Origin of the sequence: Reinekea blandensis MED297, from assembly GCF_000153185.1 — a bacterium.
GTDB lineage: Bacteria > Pseudomonadota > Gammaproteobacteria > Pseudomonadales > Natronospirillaceae > Reinekea > Reinekea blandensis.
The window spans coordinates 303,279-321,907 of record NZ_CH724151.1 but is presented as its reverse complement, the minus strand read 5'-3'; the positions used below and the strand labels follow the sequence as shown (position 1 = coordinate 321,907).

Here is an 18,629-nt window from a genome sequence, read left to right as displayed (position 1 = left end):
GTATGAAAAGCACTCAATTAAGGTTTGGTACTCATGAAAACGGAATGAAGTAAACGCAATAAAATGCGCTAAGTGTATCAACTTGTAACATTCGTGTATCACAATCCAACATAACTGTAGGTCCGTGTAAGCAACTGACCGAATCTGATTTAAGTCAAAAAAAATGACGAAGGCGACTTCTAGAATCCGCCAGGATTTTATCTTAGGAGCGCAAAATGTCTTCGCAAACTTCTCTTACACCGATGTCGTTAGTCGCGCCGGTCGCCGGACAAGTCATTCCAATTACGGACGTTCCGGATCCGGTTTTCGCTGAAAAACTGGTTGGTGACGGTGTTGCCATTGATCCAATCGAACAGGTTTTGGTGGCTCCGTTTGCTGGAAAGATTGTGCAGTTAACCGGCACTTCTCATGCTTTGACGTTGCGTTCTGACAGTGGACTGGAAGTGTTGTTGCACATTGGGATCGACACCGTACTGCTTAAAGGCGAGGGCTTTCGAGCATTGATCAGTGACGGTGACAACGTCGAGTGTGGCCAACCGTTAATCGAGTTCGACGCCGATTTCATTGCGCAAAAGGCGAAGTCATTGATGACCGTTGTGGTGATCACGAATGCCGACACGCTGAATGCTCAGTTCAAAGTGACTCCGGTTGAATCCGTTGCTGCAAAGGATCCATTGTTGAGTATCGCCTTTGGCGAACCGGTCGCGGACATTGAAATAAGTTTGGGTGATTGGGTCGACAGTGACGCTCTGGTATTGCCAAACCCGGCCGGACTTCATGCCCGTCCCGCCGCAGCGCTGGCAAAGATTGCCAAAGAATATGCATCGGCTGTAGAGCTGTCGCTTGGCGACAAGCGCGTCAGTGCAAAAAGCCTGACCAGCATTTTAAACTTAGGCTCTAAGTTCGGTGACACTGTTCAGGTGCACGTAAATGGCCCGGACGCGCAAGCCGCGTTGAGTGATCTTGTCGCCGCCATTCGCTCAGGCCTGGGTGAAGAGATCGCCGAGCCTTCTGGTCCGGCCGACGTTATTGCGGATGAACCGTCCTTGTTGTTTCCGAAAAGCAACACTCTGAACTGGATGAAAGGTGTTTCTGCTTCACCCGGCTTTGCTGTTGGTGTGGTCTATCAAATCCAGGAGGAAGTCCTGGAATTACCGACTGATCGTCAGGAGACTGCGGTTGAAAAAGCGTTACTGGCAGACGCCATTGCCATCGCTGATGACCAGTTAGAAACCTTGAAAACTCAGCTCGATCCGGAAGATGAAGACAAAGCAAAAATCTTTTCTGCACACATTGAACTGCTGAGTGATCCGGAACTGTTGGACTATGCAACCACCTTGATTGACTCAGGTGACAATGCAGCACAGGCCTGGCAGAAGTCCGTAACCAGCCAGGTTGAGCAGCTGGAATCGCTGGACAACACCTTATTAGCCGAACGAGCGGTTGACCTGCGCGACGTCGGTAATCGCGTATTGCGTGCCTTACTGGGCGTTGAATCGGCTGAGCGTAAGCTCCCGGAAAACTGTGTCCTGGTCGCCGATGACCTGACACCGTCGGACACGGCAAACCTCGACAAACGTAAGGTGGTCGGGTTTGTCACCACCGGTGGCGGCGCGACTTCGCACTCCGCCATTCTGGCGCGCGCGATGAACATTCCTGCCATTGCCGGGATTGACGACCAGGCTCGGGACATTGCTAACGGTACTCGCGTGATTCTTAACGCGGACCAGGGTGAGATGCGGGTTAATCCTGAAGATTCCGAAGTTGAAACCATTCAACAGCAAATCATTCAGCAGGAAAAAATCCGCACGCTGAACCGAACCAATGTTGATCAGCCTGCAATCACACAAGACAAGGTAAAAGTAGAAGTCGTGGCCAACATCGGTAGCGTCAAAGATGCCATGAAGGTGGCTGAAAATGGCGGCGAAGGCGTTGGTCTGTTGCGTTCTGAATTTTTGTTTCTGAACCGAACAACGGCTCCTTCTGAAGAAGACCAGTTCAAAACCTATCGTGCCGCCGCCGAAGCGTTGGGCAAAGATCAACCGTTGATCGTGCGAACGCTCGATGTCGGCGGCGACAAGCCTTTGTCCTACCTGCCGTTACCGGAAGAAGAAAACCCGTTCCTAGGAGAGCGCGGTGTTCGCATCAGTCTGGATAAACCAGCGATGTTCCGACAGCAGTTGCGAGCACTGCTCAGAGCCGCAGAGTACGGCAACATTCATATCATGTTCCCGATGATCGCGGACATCCGAGAACTTCGACTGGCCAAACAAGTGCTGGCCGAAGAGCAGGAAAAACTGGGCGCGCGCAAAGTGCCTGTGGGCATCATGATCGAAGTGCCATCGGCCGCTGTCATGGCCGATGTGTTTGCGCCGGAAGTCGATTTCTTCTCTGTCGGAACCAATGACCTCACTCAGTACGCCCTGGCGATGGACCGTGGTCATCCCAAGCTGGCGGTACTGGCCGATGCTCTGCATCCCAGTGTTCTGCGCCTGATCAAAATGACCGTCGATGCGGCTGAACGACACGGCAAATGGGTGGGCGTCTGTGGCGGCATTGCCGGTGATCTGTTAGCCGTTCCGCTGTTGGTCGGACTTGGCATTAAAGAGCTGTCTACCAGCGTGCCGTCGATTCCGGATGTGAAAGCCTGCATTCGAGCGTTGAACAGTCAGAAGTGTAAAGAGCAGGCGGAGCAGAGTCTGCAGTTCTCTACCGCCGCTGAGGTCCGGGATTACTTAGAAACAACGAATCAGTACGTGGTGTAGCGCCAAAAGCGTGAACACAACTGTAAGCACTACTTATAATTTCAATAACCTAGGAGAAAAACGATGAGTGTTGGGAAGCAAGGTTTTGCAGCTCTACAGAAAGTCGGTAAAGCCCTGATGCTACCCGTATCTGTGTTGCCTGTTGCCGGGATTTTACTCGGTGTCGGTGCAGCGCATTTTGCGTGGATGCCAGGCATTGTGTCAGACATTATGGAACAAGCGGGTAGCGCGGTGTTCGGTAATATGGCGTTGTTGTTTGCGATTGGTGTGGCGTTAGGTTTCACCAATAACGACGGCGTATCAGCGCTGGCTGCAACCGTGGGCTATTTCATCATGGTGAAAACCATTGGTGTGATTGCGCCGGGAACCAACGTTGGTGTACTGGGTGGTATTCTCGCCGGTAGTGTCGCTGCCTGGGCGTTTACCCGGTTCTTTTCCTTGCAGTTACCGGCCTATCTGGGTTTCTTTGCCGGTAAACGGTCGGTACCGATTATCACTGGTTTCTGTGCCATTGTGCTGGGTGCCATCCTGGCCGTTGTCTGGCCTCCGATCGGAAACACCATTGCCTCATTCTCTGACTGGGCTGCCGTTCAGAACCCAACCGTTGCTTTTGGTATTTACGGTGTGATTGAGCGTGCGCTGATTCCATTTGGTCTGCACCATATCTGGAACGTCCCTTTCCAGATGGAAGCGGGTAACTGTATCAATGCGGCGGGTGAAGCCTTAACAGGTATTATTCCTTGCTACATGAGTGCGGATGAAGCCACTCGTGTTGCCGGTAATGGCTTTGGTCAGCTGGCCGGTGGGTTCCTGTTCAAGATGTACGGACTGCCAGCGGCGGCCATTGCTATCTGGCACACTGCTAAACCAGAAAACCGTGCCAAAGTTGGTGGCATCATGATTTCTGCGGCTCTGACTTCGTTCCTGACCGGTATCACCGAGCCTATCGAGTTTGCCTTCCTGTTTGTTGCTCCGGTTCTGTATGTGATCCACGCACTGCTGGCAGGTCTGGCTTTCATCATCACCAACTCACTGGGCATGGTTCACGGTACGTCGTTCTCACACGGTATGATTGACTACATCGTGCTGTTTGCAAACTCTGAAAAAGGCCTGTTGTTCCCAGTTGTGGGTTTGCTGTATGCCGGTGTTTATTACGCGGTATTCCGTTTCACCATTGTGGCTCTGAACCTGAAAACGCCAGGTCGTGAAGACGAGGTCGTTTTAGGTGAAGGCGAAAGTGAATCAGCCGCTCCGGTTGATGGTGGTCGTATCGGTGGTTTGGTTGCAGCCTTTGGTGGCGGTGAAAACATCGCTACGCTGGATAACTGCATCACCCGTTTGCGCATCGAAGTGAAAGATGTCAACAAAGTTGATAAAGACGCGATTAAAGGGTTTGGTGCCACGGCGGTTCTGACCATGGGTCAGGGCGTACAGGCCATCTTTGGTACTGAAGCCGATACTCTGCGCACGCAGATGGCGGATTATCTGGTAAAAAAGCCCATGTAATTCCTGAAGGTGGTGTCGCAGCGGAGCCGGCTGATTCTGTTCAGCCGACCGCCGCGTCGCCTGAGCATCAACAACGAGCTTCGGCTCTGCTTCAGGAATTAGGCGGTAAAGACAACGTGATTGGTGTGCTTGCCTGTGCAACCAGCCGTTTACGCATCGAGTTGCGCCAAGAAACGCAGCTGGATGACACGGTACTGAAAACACTGGGTGTAACACATGTGATGAAAATCAGCGATCAGGTTGTCCATCTGTTGATGGGTGAACAAGCCGCCGATACCGAACAGGCTCTGCAATCATTGCTGGCCTGATCACCTCAAGTTTGACCGCTTTGGTCCGATGAGTCTGAAAATCCCCGTCTAAGTACGGGGATTTTTTTGATTTGCGATTTAAATCTTGGCGTGCCGATGTAAAAAAAACTGACAGTTTGTGCGCTCCCGGCTTTCAAGTGGTGGTTTGTGCCAGTTAAATTGTCAGAGTTTTCGACACCAGAAGCTAAAACAGCAAAAAGCCCGCAAAGCGGGCTTCAGACTGATGAAAAAGTCACCACCTGTTTCAAGACGATGAAAAGGTAGCTTTCAAATGGTCGCCGAAAACATGGAAGTTTTCGTCGAGCGTATCAGGTGGTCCGGCATTCCGGGGATACTTGCAGCGATCCATTTGAAAGCTACCTTTTTGTCGGCGGGGTTTATCGACAAACTGAGCCCGCAGCCCGCAAAGCGGGTTATAAGAAATCGAGGTGTTCAGGCTCGCTTGACGTATCGGCGAGAGGCGCCGATACCGAAAATACCCAGAGCCAGAAGGCCCAGTGTGGCAGGTTCGGGAACCTCAACAGCGGTCAGGGTGACGTCATCGAGAAAACCGCCTAAGGTGTTTTCGGTGCCGAAAGCCTGGAAGCCAAGGTACATTTCCTGTGCTGTCGCTACCAATGTGGTGCTGAAGTTCGTCCAGCCGCCAAAAGAGCCGCTTTGCCCGTCGGCGGTCAGCACGCTGGCGCCAAACTCACTGGTTGTTGATGACCAGTACACATCGATACCATTGTCATCTTCATTGTTTGTTCGTGGCTGGTACCAGAATGACAGTTCATAGAGCCCACCCGCGTTCAGCCCTAACAGCTGCTGTACCATAAAGCTGTTGGTAGAGCCGGATTCCCCGGTGAAGTCGTGCGAATCCAGCTCGACGTACTGATCACCATCGTAGGCATTGACGACTGTGCCACTTTTCTGAATTTCGATGCCGGTACCGCTTTCAGTGGTCCAGCCGTCAATCGATGTGAAGACTTCCCAGCTGGAGCCTCCGTTATTATTGATGTCATCGATATCTGGAGTCTCAAAAGACCCATTGTTTAACAGGTTCGCTTGTGCACCGGCGCAAAGGCTGACGATTAGGGTGGAGGCAAAAATTCGGAAACTCATCACTTCAATCCTTTTTATGTTGAGTTTGGGTGTGTTGTCATCCTTGCATTGCACTAATGATGCCAGAACGGAGTCATGTCGATGTCTGAATCAGACCCTGCCCGTACAGCAAGGCAAGATGCGGCTTCCAGACATGACTGTTGTTTTGATGTTGCCTAATTGCAGATCCTGTCACGTTGATTTTGTGATGCTGTTCTCAAGAGTGTAAAGGGGATCGACAGGTATCAGGCGTTCGCTCCGTTGACCGATCAACACAGGCCCTTTACCTTGAACGTTCATTGAAGGAACCGGATACCGCTATGACTGTGCACTACGATATCGTCCTGATGGGCGCCACGAGCTTTGTCGGACAAATCACCGCAAGACGGTTTGCACAGGCAAAAGCCGCTGGGACGTTGACACAGCGGGTTGCCGTGGCGGGTCGCTCTGCCGATAAGTTGCAACAGCTCGTTGATTCACTGAAGGCCGTATGCTCAGAACTGGATTTTGAGATGTTGGTGGTGGATGCCCTGGACTCTGATGATGTTCAGCGCTTGGTTAAATCCACGCGGGTGGTCATCAGCACCGTCGGCCCTTACGATCTTTACGGTGATCCTCTGGTGGCGGCGTGCGCCAAACACGGCACGCATTACTGTGATCTGACCGGGGAGCCTCAGTTTTATCATCGTATGCTGAACGCGTACGAGGATCAGGCACGCGCATCCGGAGCCTGCATTGTGCATTGCTGCGGGTTTGATTCTGTGCCATCCGATATGGGTGTGTATTTTTTGCAACAACGGAGCTTGAAGGCATTCGGTGAACCCTGCGTATCCGTGGACATGCGGGTAAAGGCCATGCGCGGCAGTTTTTCCGGGGGGACCATTGCCAGCCTGATGAATGTGGTGGCGTTAGTGAAAGCCAACCCTTCGCTTAAAAAAATCCTGTTTAATCCTTATGCCCTATGCCCCGAAACCTATGTAACGCGACAGCGGTATATCGGGAAAGCGATGCCGGACTGGATTTCGTCCGGGTGGGTTGCTCCTTTTGTCATGGCTGCGATCAATGCCAAGGTGGTGATGCGCAGCGCTCAATTGGTACCGGAGTTTCCCAAAGCTGAGTTCACCTACAATGAAGGCATGATCGGTGGGCAGGGTCGTAAAGGCCGACAACGGGCGAGAATGATTTCAGCCGGCCTGAAAGGGATCACTGTCGGCGCCGCTCTGGCACCGACCCGATGGTTGCTGCAGAAGTGGCTACCGAAACCCGGTCAGGGACCGTCTGAACAGGAGCAAAAAGACGGGTTTTATGTGATCCATCATTATGGTGAAACGGCGTCTGGGCGCAAAATCCGCGTAAGCGTCACCGGGGATGAAGATCCGGGTTACGGCTCCACGTCAAAGATGCTGATGCAGGCGGCCTTGCTGTTGGCAACCGACCTACCCACCTCCACTCCCGGAGGTTTCTGGACACCGGCTTCGTTACTCGGTGATAGATATCTGGAACGCCTCTCAAATCATGCCGGGCTGAGCTTTGCATGTTCGTTGGATGAGGAACGGTCTCGCGAATAGGTTTTGCGTATCTGGCTTGCTTAACTACGCTTAGCCCATGATTGGGGTGAGGTGGTTATGTCTTGGCTGGAGCGGCTTTTTCAGGGCAATCTGATGCCCCATGGGCAATGCTTGTTGTGGCGCCCCGATTTACTGTTGATGCATATCGGCGGTGATATTCTGACCGTGGTTGCTTATTTCACCATCCCGATAGCGCTGATCCTGCTGGTAAAAAAACGGGATGATCTGGAGTTTAACTGGGTTTTCCTGATGTTTTCCGCATTCATTTTTTTATGTGGACTTACCCACCTGATCGCGCTGATCAACATCTGGCACGGCTACTACTTCATTGAGGGGCTCGCAAAAGTACTCACCGGGATCGTATCCATATCAACTGCCTGCATGACCTTAGCCTTGTTACCCAAAGCCATCTCTATGCCCAGTCGTAAGTCCATGCTGCAAATGAACCGACAGTTGAAAACAGCGAAAGAAGACTTGCTTGATCTGACCGAACAGCTGGAAAGGAAGGTGACGGAGCGCACCATCGCGCTGGAAAAACTGGCGGTGACGGATGAGTTAACCGATTTGCTGAACCGCCGTGCTGTGATGGCGCGGTTAACAGGGCAGCTTCAGCTTGCGCGCCGTTATGGTAAGCCCTTTTCGCTGATGATGTGTGATCTTGATTATTTCAAATCGATCAACGACACCTACGGTCATCCGATTGGTGATGAGGTGTTAACCGTGTTTGCGGATCACTTAAAGCAGGCCACGCGCGAAGTCGACAGTGTGGGTCGCGTGGGTGGCGAGGAGTTTTTGATTCTGTTTCCGGAAACGCCTCTGGCGGAGGCCATCACGGTCGCTGAACGGTTGTGTGAGCGATGCCGGGATGATCGAACCGTCTCTGCCTATGATGGCACGGTCATCACGTTCAGTTGCAGCATTGGCGTTGTGCAGTGTAACGCAGACGATTCAGAGAAAACCCTGCTGAACCGTGTCGATGTGGCCTTGTATGATGCGAAAGCGTCGGGGCGGGACACCGTTGCCAGTGCCTGATTTTTTGGTTCAGTTGAACAGTTTCGCTACCAGGTCTTTGGGGATGCCCGGGCGACCTTTGGCATTCATGCCGGTACCAATGATACGCGCAGAGGTGCAGACGCTGTCATCGGATTCGAGATGAATCACCTGTTCAAATTCAAATCGGACCCGATCTTTCATTCGGCCATTCAATCCAACATAAAAACGATCACCCGGTCGCAGCGGTTTTTTATAGTCAATTTCTGCGCGTACGACCACCAGGTCGACACCTTCGGCCGAGAGAGCGGCAAAGTCGACACCGCGGCTGAGCAGGAACTCGTGACGCGTATGTTCCATATAGTTCTGATAGACCGCATTGTTCACAATACCTTGCAGGTCGCATTCGTAGTCACGCACTTGAAATGAATGAATAAACTGATACGTCATAAACCGGAAACCTCTGGACGATCGTAAGGGGTGGTTGCGATGGCAGACTATAACCGCAAGGCGCGCATCAAGCCAGTTGGTGTCCTGTTGCGAAACCTTCGTCCCGCCTACAGTGTATAAAACGTCAGACGACGTTGGGTCATGGCAATGGTCAACGGCAGTCCAACATCGAGATCGCCGTCGAGAATGCAGCGGATATTGGCATCGCCCTCGAGCGTTACCTGTTGAACCATCTGCTGATGAACAAAGGATTCGTTCACGTGTGTGCCTTTAAACAATTTTGGAAAGGTGCGCAACAACGTCCGGCGAGGCAGCGGAGCAACCCAGATCATCTGAAACTGCCCATCCGCCAGCGTCACCTGCGGAGCCATGTTCATGTTGCCACCGGTGTATCGGGAGTTACAAATGTCCAGAAACAATAGGTTATTGGTTTGCCTGATCCCATCAACCGTCATCTGGACATTGAGGGTTGGCAGTCGGATGAGTTTGACCAGCGTCGCGATGACATAACTCAAGGCGCCGATTGCACGCATGCGTGAGGCCAGTGCGGTGATGTCATAGACCAGTCCGATACCAAAGTTATTGATGAAAAAGCGCTGGTGGTCACCGTGTCGGATTTCACCCACATCAACCGACACCGTTGTTCCTTCTTCAATAGCTCGCAGCGCATCGTCCAGTTGATGAATGTTCAGATCGAGGGCAAAAGAATTTCCGGTGCCGTTTGGAATGACAGCCAGGTTCAAGGGGCGTTGTTGCGGATGCGAGAGGAGCGCATTGACGACGCGGTTCAACGTGCCGTCGCCACCGGAAATGATCAGACTGTGCGCATCGGATGACAGAAGTTCGGTTAACGCCCGGTTCAATGTCTTGGCGTCGTCGACTTCGTAGGCGCTGACCGGCTCTGATAAGGACGTTTGCAACCGATGAATCAGATGTTGGTTCCAACGATCCGATCGACGGCCGGACAGTCGGTTAAACAGGACGGCATAGGACATCAGTGCATGATCCACTCTGTTAACAGTGACAGGACTATAACATAGACCGCCAATAGCCGGTCCGTCAGAGTTTCAGTCCCAGCCCGGCCCAGCGGGTAACGGCCCGGTCGACACCACGGTTCCAGGTTTCGGATGGGCTGAACACATCGCATCGCTCTTTTGCCCGGGTAATGCCGGTGTACAATAACTCCCGGGTGATCAGGGCGTGTTCCCGGTCCGGCAGAACGAGTGCAACATGGTTGAACTCCGAGCCTTGGGTTTTGTGAATGGTCATAGCATAAACCGTTTCCACACCCGGTAAGCGACCCAGCGCCACAGGTCGATGCCCGTCTTCCTGTTCAAACCAAGCCAGTAACTGGCCGTGTTCATCGGGCCAGACCAGTCCGATGTCTCCATTGAACAGTTTCAGGCCATAATGGTTTTGCGTCACCATGATCGGTTGGCCATGGAAAAAGGTCTGGCGTTGTCGGTTCAGGAGTGAAACGATGCGCTCATTGATGTGAACGGTGCCCTGATCACCTTCGCGGGTCGCACACAAGGCACGAAAGGTTTTAAGCTGAGCGAAGGCTTTGACCAGATCTTCCTGTTGCGCTATCAGCGCATAGTGTTGGTCGACCCACTGATGGATCAGACGCGACGGATCGATATCGCGTACCCATTGAACGTCCTCATACTGACTGAAAACGCGAACGGTCTGGCTGGCATCACCGGCAATGACGGATTTCGCGAGTTGCCCAATGCCTGACGTGTCTGAAAACCGGCGGCTGTACTTCAGTTCAGTGACAAAGTCACGGGCATTGGGTTGGCTGTTCAGTGTTTGCTTAGGATCCAGGTTGGCCAGCTGACTGACGCGTGCCTGACTGTAGCCGGTGTGGGGTTTATCGACCATGTCAGCGAGCACGCTACCCGCGGCCACAGAAGGTAATTGATCGGCGTCGCCGAGTAGGATTACCCGGGTATGCGGAGCAATGGCGCGGGTCAGTCGGGCCATCATCGGCAGATCGACCATGGAGACTTCATCGATGAGCAGAATGTCGGCCTCAATCGGGTGCTCCTGATGGTGTCGGAACTGCAGTTGGTTCGGAATCACGCCCAGTAGACGGTGCAGTGTTTGTGCACTGTCCGGAATGGCACCGGCGTCTATCAGGTCCAGATTCAACTCGCGTTTGGCGTCGTTGATTGCTTCCGCCAAACGACCCGCGGCTTTGCCGGTGGGCGCTGCGAGTCGAATGATCGGCGGCGTGTCACTGACCGCACTCAGCAGCGCGAGAATGCGTGTGACGGTGTAGGTTTTTCCGGTACCGGGCCCGCCGATGATGACGTGCGTCGGATCCAGCAGGCAGTTCACCGCCGCACACCGCTGCCAGTTGAAACGGTTATCCTCGAGAGGAAAGTACTGATCGAGTTTATTGCGCACATCGCGGACCTGAGCCTCGGTCAATGGCAGTGCACCTGTTGTGCTGCGCTTTAGGAACCGGGCAATTTCGGTTTCAAATTGCCAGTAGCGGCGCAGGTACAGACGCTCGTTTTCAAGAATGAGTGGCGATTCTGAATCGGGTGTCAGATCGAATGCTGCCAGATGCGCCAACCAGGTCTCGGCGGACGGCAGGGCAATACCACCCAGCTCGGCATAGGTTGAGTAGGGTGCTTCGGTGAGGGCTTGCTCCGGCCACAGGCAGGTATGGCCCTGTTGCAATGCAAAACTGGTCAAGGCTGCGGTGTGCCACAAGAGTTCATCGTCGCTGTGATGCCATTGGCAGATGCGATCGGCCAGAGCGCTGTCGAGCGGATGAAAGGGTGCTTGCAGATCAGTCATGAGCCGGAACCTCCGCGCGGAATACCGCATCCAGAGCTTGCAGATCCTGAATGCCGATAGGGTCGTGATAGATTCCTGTGGTGCTGTCCGGATGCATACCGCGTAAATAAAAATAGTAGACGCCACCGAAATGTTGTTTCGGATTGTACCCGGGCACCCGCCCAGCCAGATAACGGTGCAGCGCCACGGCGTAAATGGCGTATTGAACATCGTAATGACTGCTCAGAATGCTGTGGCGGATGGATGGGGGTTGATAGTGCGTCAACTGGTGCCCCAGATGCGTCGATTTATAGTCGGCGACATAATAGCGCCCCTGCCATTCAAAAATCAGATCGATAAAACCATGCATCATGCCCTTGAGCCGGTGGCGATCCGGTAATTGAAAGGTTTCCCCGCGGCGCTGAGCGATAATGGCCGACAGTTTGTCGATGGGCGTGTCTTCCATCGGAAAGTAAAACTCGGCTTCGCGTAAAGTTTTTTGTTTGGGCAAGTCGCAGAGCCGGAAACCATCGATGGGGGCGTGCAACAGCTCATCGATCCACTGTCTGAACTCGTCATCGGTGAAACTCTTCGCCAGAATGCTGTAGCGTTTTCTCGCCTGCTCCAGCAAGGTGGGATAGTCGGGGTTGGTGAAATCGCAGTGCTCCAGAGTGTCGTGCAGGAGGTTACCAGCTTCGGCCCCCTTGGCCAGGCGGAAGCGCAGTTCGGTGGATGTCTCAGTTGACCCCAGGCCATCCAGTTCGTCGCGATCGGGCGTGCTGTGACTGCTGTGACCGACGTGTCGGGTCAGAGCGGAGAATGAGCTGAGCCACCAGTCGCGTTCGATGTGACCGTGAAACTCGGCGGCGATTGAAGTATCTGGAGACTCCGGTGTCGTCATCGTGACCGTTTGAATATCGCGCTCATTGACGGACATGAGTGTCGCCGCCTGCCCACTGCAGACTTTTGCAGAGATGTCGCTCAACTCAAAGGACGCTTGTTTCAGTGTCAGGCCCAAAGGCGATTGCGCAAACCCCGTGAACGGAGCCAGGCAGCAATAGAGACGATCAATCGGCCGGGTCATCGCCACGTACAACAGCCGAATGCGTTCGGCTTCATCTTCTTCCTGCGTCAGTTGTTTTTGCTCATCGTTGCTCAGATAAACCCATTGGCTGGCAAAGGTCTCACGATCATGAAAATGGTAGAACGCCGGCGACTGGCGACTCGCGGAATAGTAACTGGCGAAGGGAATGAACACGATCGGGTACTCCAGACCCTTGGCGCCATGCATGGTGATGATCTTGATGAGTGCGTCGTCGCTTTCCAGGCGAAGCTGATTGTCTTCTTCACCGGTGTCTTCGTCCAAAGCGCGTGCAAACCAATGCAATAAGGCATCCGGCAACCGGTGCTGATTGCTCTCCAGTTGCAGACGTTCGGCCAGATGCAAGCGGTTGGTCAGCGAGCGCTCGGTAGCATCACGTTGCGGCCGGTGATGACTTTGCAAAATTTCCAGTAACACGCTCATCAGACCTCGCTGAGTCCAGTCTTCGCGCCACTGGACAAACCGGGTTTGCCATTGAGCCCACAGGCGTTCGTCGTGTTGCAGTTGATCGAGTTCGATCAGGTTAAGCCCGATCCAGGAGCCGGCCAGAGCCGCCAAAAACAACCGATCGTTATCCGCCTGCCATATCCCATTCAGCAACTGGTACAGGTCACGTGCTTCGCTGGTCTGAAACACATTCTGTCGGGCGCTGAGGTACACCGAAGGCAGGTTTGCCCGGCGCAGAGTGTCCTGCAGTAATTGAGCTTCGCCATAAGACCGAACCAGCAAAGCGATATCTCCGGCCGTGATGGACCGCTCGTCTTTGGTGACGTCATTCAGTAGGTGCGCAATTTCCTGAACGCACCAGTCAGCAATGCTTTGCTGGAACTCTTTTTTCACGGTATTGACCGACTCATCAGCCGGACTGAGGTGTACCCACTGCACACCACTGCGATCATCACTGAAGATCGGATCTTTTCGATCGTCGGCGGCGAGAATGCGATGGTATTCAATACCAAAACCGAAGGCTTCCGGGTTTACGGGTGCGTCCGATTGTAAAAAGGTGCGGTTATAACCGTCGATAACCGACGGTGATGACCGGTAGTTAGTGTCCATCGTCCATTGTTGAGTTGCCTGTTCGCGTGCACTGAGGTAGGCAAAGACGTCACCGCCGCGAAACGCGTAAATAGCCTGTTTCGGGTCACCGATCATGCACAGGAAATGAGGGCCGTGCTGGCGATGATAAATGCGGTTGAGAATCTGATACTGGTCGGGATCGGTGTCCTGAAATTCATCAACCAGGGCCGCAGGAAACTGATCGAGCAGTGCTTTTTGTAACTCAACGGCGTGAGGTCCGTCGAGCGCGCGGCGCAGTTGAATGATCAGGTCGTTAAAGTCCAGCTGATCCTGACGCGCCTTGCTGGCGTTGAGCTGCTCACGAATAAACCGCACCCCGTCGAGTGCCAGATTCAGTTTGCGGGCCTTCTCATTGGTCAGCGTCAGATGTACCAAACGTCGACAGACGGATAAGCCCGCCTGCTTGGCTTTAGTATTGAAAAACTTACTTTCGACATCCGGATCCAGAGCCTGAAGCGGTTGACCTTCAGCGGCGCGATCCAGTGCTTCAATCAGTGAGTCACGTAACGCAATCACCTCGGCTTTGCGAGGTTTGTTCAGCTTTAAAAAGGTCTCGCGTTCGTCGGACCAGGAATCGATGTGTTCCGCGAGCAGGCTATCGAGGTTTTCAACCGTTGGCGCATTGAGTGGTATGTCGCTGCCGATGACACGAGACCAATGCGCCATAAAGGCTTCTGGGGTTGGCCAGCGTTCGTCGATGTCGGCGTACCAATCGGCTTGTTGAATGCGCCGATACCAATCCTGAGTCGCCTGCAACATCAACTCCTGACTGTCGGCCTCCATGTTGGCGTGAAAACTCAAGCCGCTGAAAAATGCCTGTTGTGACAGTGCCCGCTTGCAAAAACCGTGGATGGTGTAGATGGCGGCTTCGTCCAATTGCAACAGCGCCTGGCGCATTTGCAAGCGGGCTTTTTCCGGGTCGACCCGACGCCGGATCGTTTCATAAAACGCCCGCTCTTTGTCATCGCGATAGTTTTGCGTCTCCCAGATCTGGAGCGCTTCACGCAGAAAGGCGCTGAGGCGGTTGCGGATTTCAGCTGTGGCGGCTTTGGTGAAGGTCATCACCAGAATCTGATCGACAGTGAGTTCCTTTTCCAACAGCAGGCGCAGATAAATGCGGACGATGTTATAGGTTTTACCGGTACCGGCACTTGCTTCAATCAGATGCGTGTCCGCCAAAGGCAGCTCTCCGGCATTCAGAATGGGCATGTCAGACATCCAGGACATCCTCCAACTGGGTTTGCACAAGGTTGTTTTTCAGCATGCCGTAGCGGCGGTCCATGTCATCCATCGTCGTTTGTGGGTCCGGCATCTGTTGAAAGCAAAAATCGATGTAAGGGTCGTACCGCAAGCCACGGTGGTTGAAATTGTCGTCCCAGATCTGCCAGAATTTTTTCTCATTCGTCGGGTCAGACAGATACAGCGGCAGCCAGTCACTGTGTAATACCGACGGCTCCTGTAATCCCTGTTGCCACTGTCGATACAGGTCATTGAGCAGGCTCGTGGCATCCTCAATGGGCGCGAGATCGAACTGTTCCACTTTCTCATCGCGTCCACGATAGAGGCCACGACTGTGTGTGGGCTTTTGTGAGTTGGCCAGCAGATGCATGAGCCACAGTTGCAGAATGTCACGGCCTTTGGCGTTCGCCAGTCGCCAGCTGAGCAGTTGTTGGTTATCAATAATGGGCAGCACACCACTGAGAGACCAGTCTGCGGTTTGTAAGGTAACCGGCCGATATTCGATCCGATCGGCACCTTCGGCCCGCACCAGATCGGTAAAGGAGGCGGCTTGTTGTTGCCAGGTTTCGGCGGTTGTCAGTGCCAGGTCGCTCAACGGAAAAGCACTGGCGGCTTTGGCCTGCTGAATCAACACGTCCGGGGACTCTTGGTTCAACAGTGCCGACACCGTCTCTGTCTGCAACTGATAGCGATCCAGATGGTTTAGCGTGAACGGTTCGCTGTCTTCGAGGTTTTCAGTTGTTGTGTTGTTCAGGTACAACCCCAGGCGCTGCTCACAGAATGCCCTGGCCGGGTGGCTGAAAAACTTCACCCAGTCGTGGATCGACTCGGAGGGACTGAGGTCCGTTGCGGGTAAGAGGTTAAGTAACTCCTGTTCAGGCTCGGGGCGTTGCAAATGAATCCACTGATCGTTAAACGACGGATATTCGCCCTGATAGTTTTTCGGGCTGAAGGGCTGCAAAGGCAGTTGTCGGATATGTCGGGCTCGTTCAAAGCCATAACCACGTTCGAGATAACTGAACAATTCTTCCAGAACCAATGACGGTGGACGCGCTTCATTCTTCCGGATGTCAAAGCCCTGATAACTCAGGTACAGATGATCGCGAGCCGAGAGCAGGGCTTCCAAAAACAGATACCGGTCATCGCCCCGGCGTGAGCGATCGCCCAGTCTCGGTGGTTGTTGTGCCATCAGATCGAATCCGAGCGGGGGGCGGTTACGTGGGAAATCACCATCGTTCAGTCCGAGTATGGCCACCACCCGAAACGGAATGGAGCGCATGGGCACCATTGAGCACACGGTAATCTGACCGGTCATAAACTGACTGCCGGTTTGCTCCGGACTGGCAAATGCGTTCTCTAACACGTAACGAACCACCGACAGCGGCAGATCGGTCTGTTCAAGGTTGGCCTTGTTGGCAAACTCGGTGAAATCGTTGATGGCTTTCAGGATCGATTGATTGCTGCGTTCGTAAGCCGACTGTGTCGAGAGCATGGCAATCTGCAGTTGATCGATCAGATAGCTTTGCCAAGCCGAGGGGGTTCTGGCTCGGGTCAGATCTGAACGAATGTTTTGCAGCTGTTCAATGATCGATGTGAGTCGTCCGAGAATCAGCGCATCGGCGCCTTCGACATCGTGCAGCAGCAGTTCATCATGAACAAAGGCGTCGTGGTCACCATAGGCAAACCCCAGCAGTAACCGGTCAAGGCCTTGCTTCCAGGTAAAGTGATCGGTGCATTCCTGCCCGGTCCACTGTGCTTTATGTTGGCCATCGAGCCCCCAGTGAATGTTTGCCCGTTCCAGCCAACGGGTAATGCGTTGCAGGTCATCGGCACTGAGATTGAACTTGTCGGCAATGGCGGGTATCCGTAGCCAGCTGATCAGTCGGCTGACTTCGAAGCGGGTGTCTGGCAGGCTCAATAGTTCAAGAAAGGCGGCGACGGTGGGGTCAGCATCTTTCAGGTTGCGGTCCGCGATGGAGCAGGGCAGCGGTGGCACGGCTTCGGAAAGTTCAGCAAAGCTTCGGGAAAACACAGCCTGTACAAAGGGCGCGTAGTCTTCCACATTCGGACACATGACCAAGACATCTTTCGGCGTCAGGGTCGGGTCGGCATTAAACCGATGCAACAACCAGTCGTGCAGGCCCTGGACTTCGCGGAAGGCGCTGTGCGCGCTGCTGATCATTAAGGTGCCGTCATGATCGAGCGTATGCGGTTGGCTTCGCGCATCGTGCAATGTCAGTAAGTCCCGTTGCAACGTTTGCAGTTGGGTCTCGGCCTCAGGCGCGGAAAACGCCTGAGCGTCGTAATCGGCTTTGTCTGACAACTGTCGGACAAACACCTGACCCTGCTGGCCAAGGCTGGTCAACAAGGGGTTGTCGGCTTCGTCGGTAAAGAGCGCATCGTCATCGATCCAACTGGCCCGTTGCTGCGCCGATTGCTGCTGACGAAGTCGGGTTTTTAAAGCCTGTTTTTCCGTATGCAACTGATCCCAGTGTTCTGCACTCGGGTTGAGATAGAGAATGTGAATGTCGGTATCGGTACTGCGGGCCAGGTGGCTGAGAAAGTCCAGCCAGATCGGCGCCAATGAGTTAATCCCGAAAACAAAAAAATGGCTCGGTAAAGGCTGGGCCGGATGACTCAGGCGACGGGACGCTTCGCGCATCAGTGCCAGCGGGTGTTGTGGATCTTCATCCACCAGCGCTTTCCACAGCAGGGCCTGCCAATGCTCGGCCGGTGACTCTTGCCAGTGTTCAATCCAATCCGGGCGATACATCAGATACTGTTCATACAGGTCCGCGAGCTGTTCCGCCAACTGAAACCGACGGCTGTCCTGTAAATAGGCTGGCTGTTCCTGCCAGTAGCGGTTTGGTTCGAGCATTAACGGATTTGCGGTGATGGCGTCTTGCTGCAGCAGGTGGTAAAGGCGCCAGGCAAGAATTTCGCGAGTGTAGACTGATCGTTCAGGAACACGGTCCGGTCCTAAGATGAGACGAATCAAATCCCAGAAATAACGAACCGGCAACGGATAGGTAATGTTCATGCACAGTTGGTTTGAGGATTGTTTCGCCAGCTCCATGCTTAGCCAATGCTGCATACCCGGATGCTGTACCAGAACGGCGTCGGCCGTCAGCGGTTCGGACCCGATGTTGTTCATCAGGGTATCGAGCACCAAGACGAGATTTTCAAGCCGGTTAGAAGGATAGGTGTAAAGCATAGTTCAGCCTGTAAGGAGCCAATGTGGTGACTGTTTATCGGTATCTTTTGAGTAGAACCCGTCTTGTCATAGTAGAGGCTGTGCCGCTGAAATTCATCTGTTATCCATTCAGTGTTCTGTGAGCTTCATGCGAACAATGATGCTTGTTGTTTGTATTTATCGTCTCGAAATGAGTGTTAACAGGCCCTAGCTTGAAGAAAAAGTGAAATACAGTCTTTGTTTTTCTGCAAGGTCGTGGTAGTCTTTTTGACATTGGCTGAATGCTGATAAAAAACGAACGGCGACGTCGGTCGCGCAACTTAAGGATCACAACCTATGTCTAAGTATTTGCATACTGCACAAGACATGCAACTGACCTGTAATGGTCAGGGTTGGTCTGTTGTTGCGAATAATCCGGCAATGACTTCTGTTGTCGAAAATCTGGCAACGACCTCGCGATTCGTTTAAACCATACTTTAATCGAACCGCGGAATTCAGCAGCGGTTCGAAAATTTCCATACCTTTCTTCCCGGTTCTGAGTTCCAAGGTTCATATTTG

The 18,629-nt window shown here is 53.3% G+C and carries 12 protein-coding genes; 6 read left to right on the top strand and 6 right to left on the bottom strand.

Annotation, left to right across the window (positions count from 1 at the left end; all coding sequences use genetic code 11):
* The first annotated feature begins 215 nt into the window (after nucleotides 1-215).
* The 3 genes from ptsP to MED297_RS22310 all read left to right on the top strand — a co-directional run bounded on the left by ptsP (nucleotide 216) and on the right by MED297_RS22310 (nucleotide 4,579).
* A complete protein-coding gene (gene ptsP, locus MED297_RS10010) occupies nucleotides 216-2,765 on the top strand; it encodes a phosphoenolpyruvate--protein phosphotransferase (RefSeq protein ID WP_040556955.1) in 2,550 nt (849 codons plus the stop codon).
* Between the two features lie 63 nt (nucleotides 2,766-2,828).
* A complete protein-coding gene (gene ptsG, locus MED297_RS10005) occupies nucleotides 2,829-4,271 on the top strand; it encodes a PTS glucose transporter subunit IIBC (RefSeq protein WP_008044569.1) in 1,443 nt (480 codons plus the stop codon).
* Nucleotides 4,271-4,579 (top strand): PTS transporter subunit EIIB, encoded by a 309-nt coding sequence (locus MED297_RS22310; protein ID WP_083779402.1) that lies wholly within the window; start codon nucleotides 4,271-4,273, stop codon nucleotides 4,577-4,579. Before ptsG ends, MED297_RS22310 begins: the two co-directional genes overlap by 1 nt.
* Before the next feature lie 432 nt (nucleotides 4,580-5,011).
* On the opposite strand, the gene MED297_RS09995 is transcribed toward MED297_RS22310, so the two are convergent.
* Nucleotides 5,012-5,683 carry a choice-of-anchor J family PEP-CTERM protein gene (locus MED297_RS09995; RefSeq protein WP_008044564.1) on the bottom strand — a complete coding sequence of 224 codons (672 nt, stop codon included), beginning with the start codon at nucleotides 5,681-5,683 and terminating at the stop codon, nucleotides 5,012-5,014.
* A gap of 299 nt (nucleotides 5,684-5,982) precedes the next feature.
* Here MED297_RS09995 and MED297_RS09990 point away from each other — a divergent pair, with 299 nt between their 5' ends.
* Both MED297_RS09990 and MED297_RS09985 read left to right on the top strand, forming a co-directional pair.
* Nucleotides 5,983-7,230 (top strand): saccharopine dehydrogenase family protein, encoded by a 1,248-nt coding sequence (locus MED297_RS09990; RefSeq protein WP_008044563.1) that lies wholly within the window; start codon nucleotides 5,983-5,985, stop codon nucleotides 7,228-7,230.
* A 57-nt stretch (nucleotides 7,231-7,287) separates the two neighbouring features.
* Entirely contained in the window at nucleotides 7,288-8,262 is a 975-nt protein-coding gene (locus MED297_RS09985) for a GGDEF domain-containing protein (RefSeq protein WP_008044560.1), read from the top strand.
* 9 nt (nucleotides 8,263-8,271) lie between these two features.
* On the opposite strand, the gene MED297_RS09980 is transcribed toward MED297_RS09985, so the two are convergent.
* The 5 genes from MED297_RS09980 to recC all read right to left on the bottom strand — a co-directional run bounded on the left by MED297_RS09980 (nucleotide 8,272) and on the right by recC (nucleotide 18,092).
* Nucleotides 8,272-8,670, bottom strand: a complete 399-nt coding sequence (locus MED297_RS09980) for an acyl-CoA thioesterase (protein ID WP_008044558.1) — start codon at nucleotides 8,668-8,670, stop codon at nucleotides 8,272-8,274.
* Between the two features lie 107 nt (nucleotides 8,671-8,777).
* Nucleotides 8,778-9,665 (bottom strand): diacylglycerol/lipid kinase family protein, encoded by an 888-nt coding sequence (locus tag MED297_RS09975; protein WP_008044555.1) that lies wholly within the window; start codon nucleotides 9,663-9,665, stop codon nucleotides 8,778-8,780.
* Between the two features lie 64 nt (nucleotides 9,666-9,729).
* Nucleotides 9,730-11,481, bottom strand: coding sequence for an exodeoxyribonuclease V subunit alpha (gene recD, locus MED297_RS09970; protein ID WP_008044552.1), 1,752 nt, complete (start codon nucleotides 11,479-11,481; stop codon nucleotides 9,730-9,732).
* Nucleotides 11,474-14,857 (bottom strand): exodeoxyribonuclease V subunit beta, encoded by a 3,384-nt coding sequence (gene recB / locus MED297_RS09965; protein WP_040556953.1) that lies wholly within the window; start codon nucleotides 14,855-14,857, stop codon nucleotides 11,474-11,476. The genes recD and recB overlap by 8 nt, the downstream gene beginning before the upstream one ends.
* Nucleotides 14,850-18,092 carry an exodeoxyribonuclease V subunit gamma gene (gene recC, locus MED297_RS09960; RefSeq protein ID WP_008044541.1) on the bottom strand — a complete coding sequence of 1,081 codons (3,243 nt, stop codon included), beginning with the start codon at nucleotides 18,090-18,092 and terminating at the stop codon, nucleotides 14,850-14,852. Before recC ends, recB begins: the two co-directional genes overlap by 8 nt.
* A 315-nt stretch (nucleotides 18,093-18,407) precedes the next feature.
* Here recC and MED297_RS22615 point away from each other — a divergent pair, with 315 nt between their 5' ends.
* Complete coding sequence (locus tag MED297_RS22615) at nucleotides 18,408-18,539, top strand: hypothetical protein (protein WP_008044539.1); 132 nt, start codon at nucleotides 18,408-18,410, stop codon at nucleotides 18,537-18,539.
* The last annotated feature ends 90 nt before the right edge of the window (nucleotides 18,540-18,629 follow it).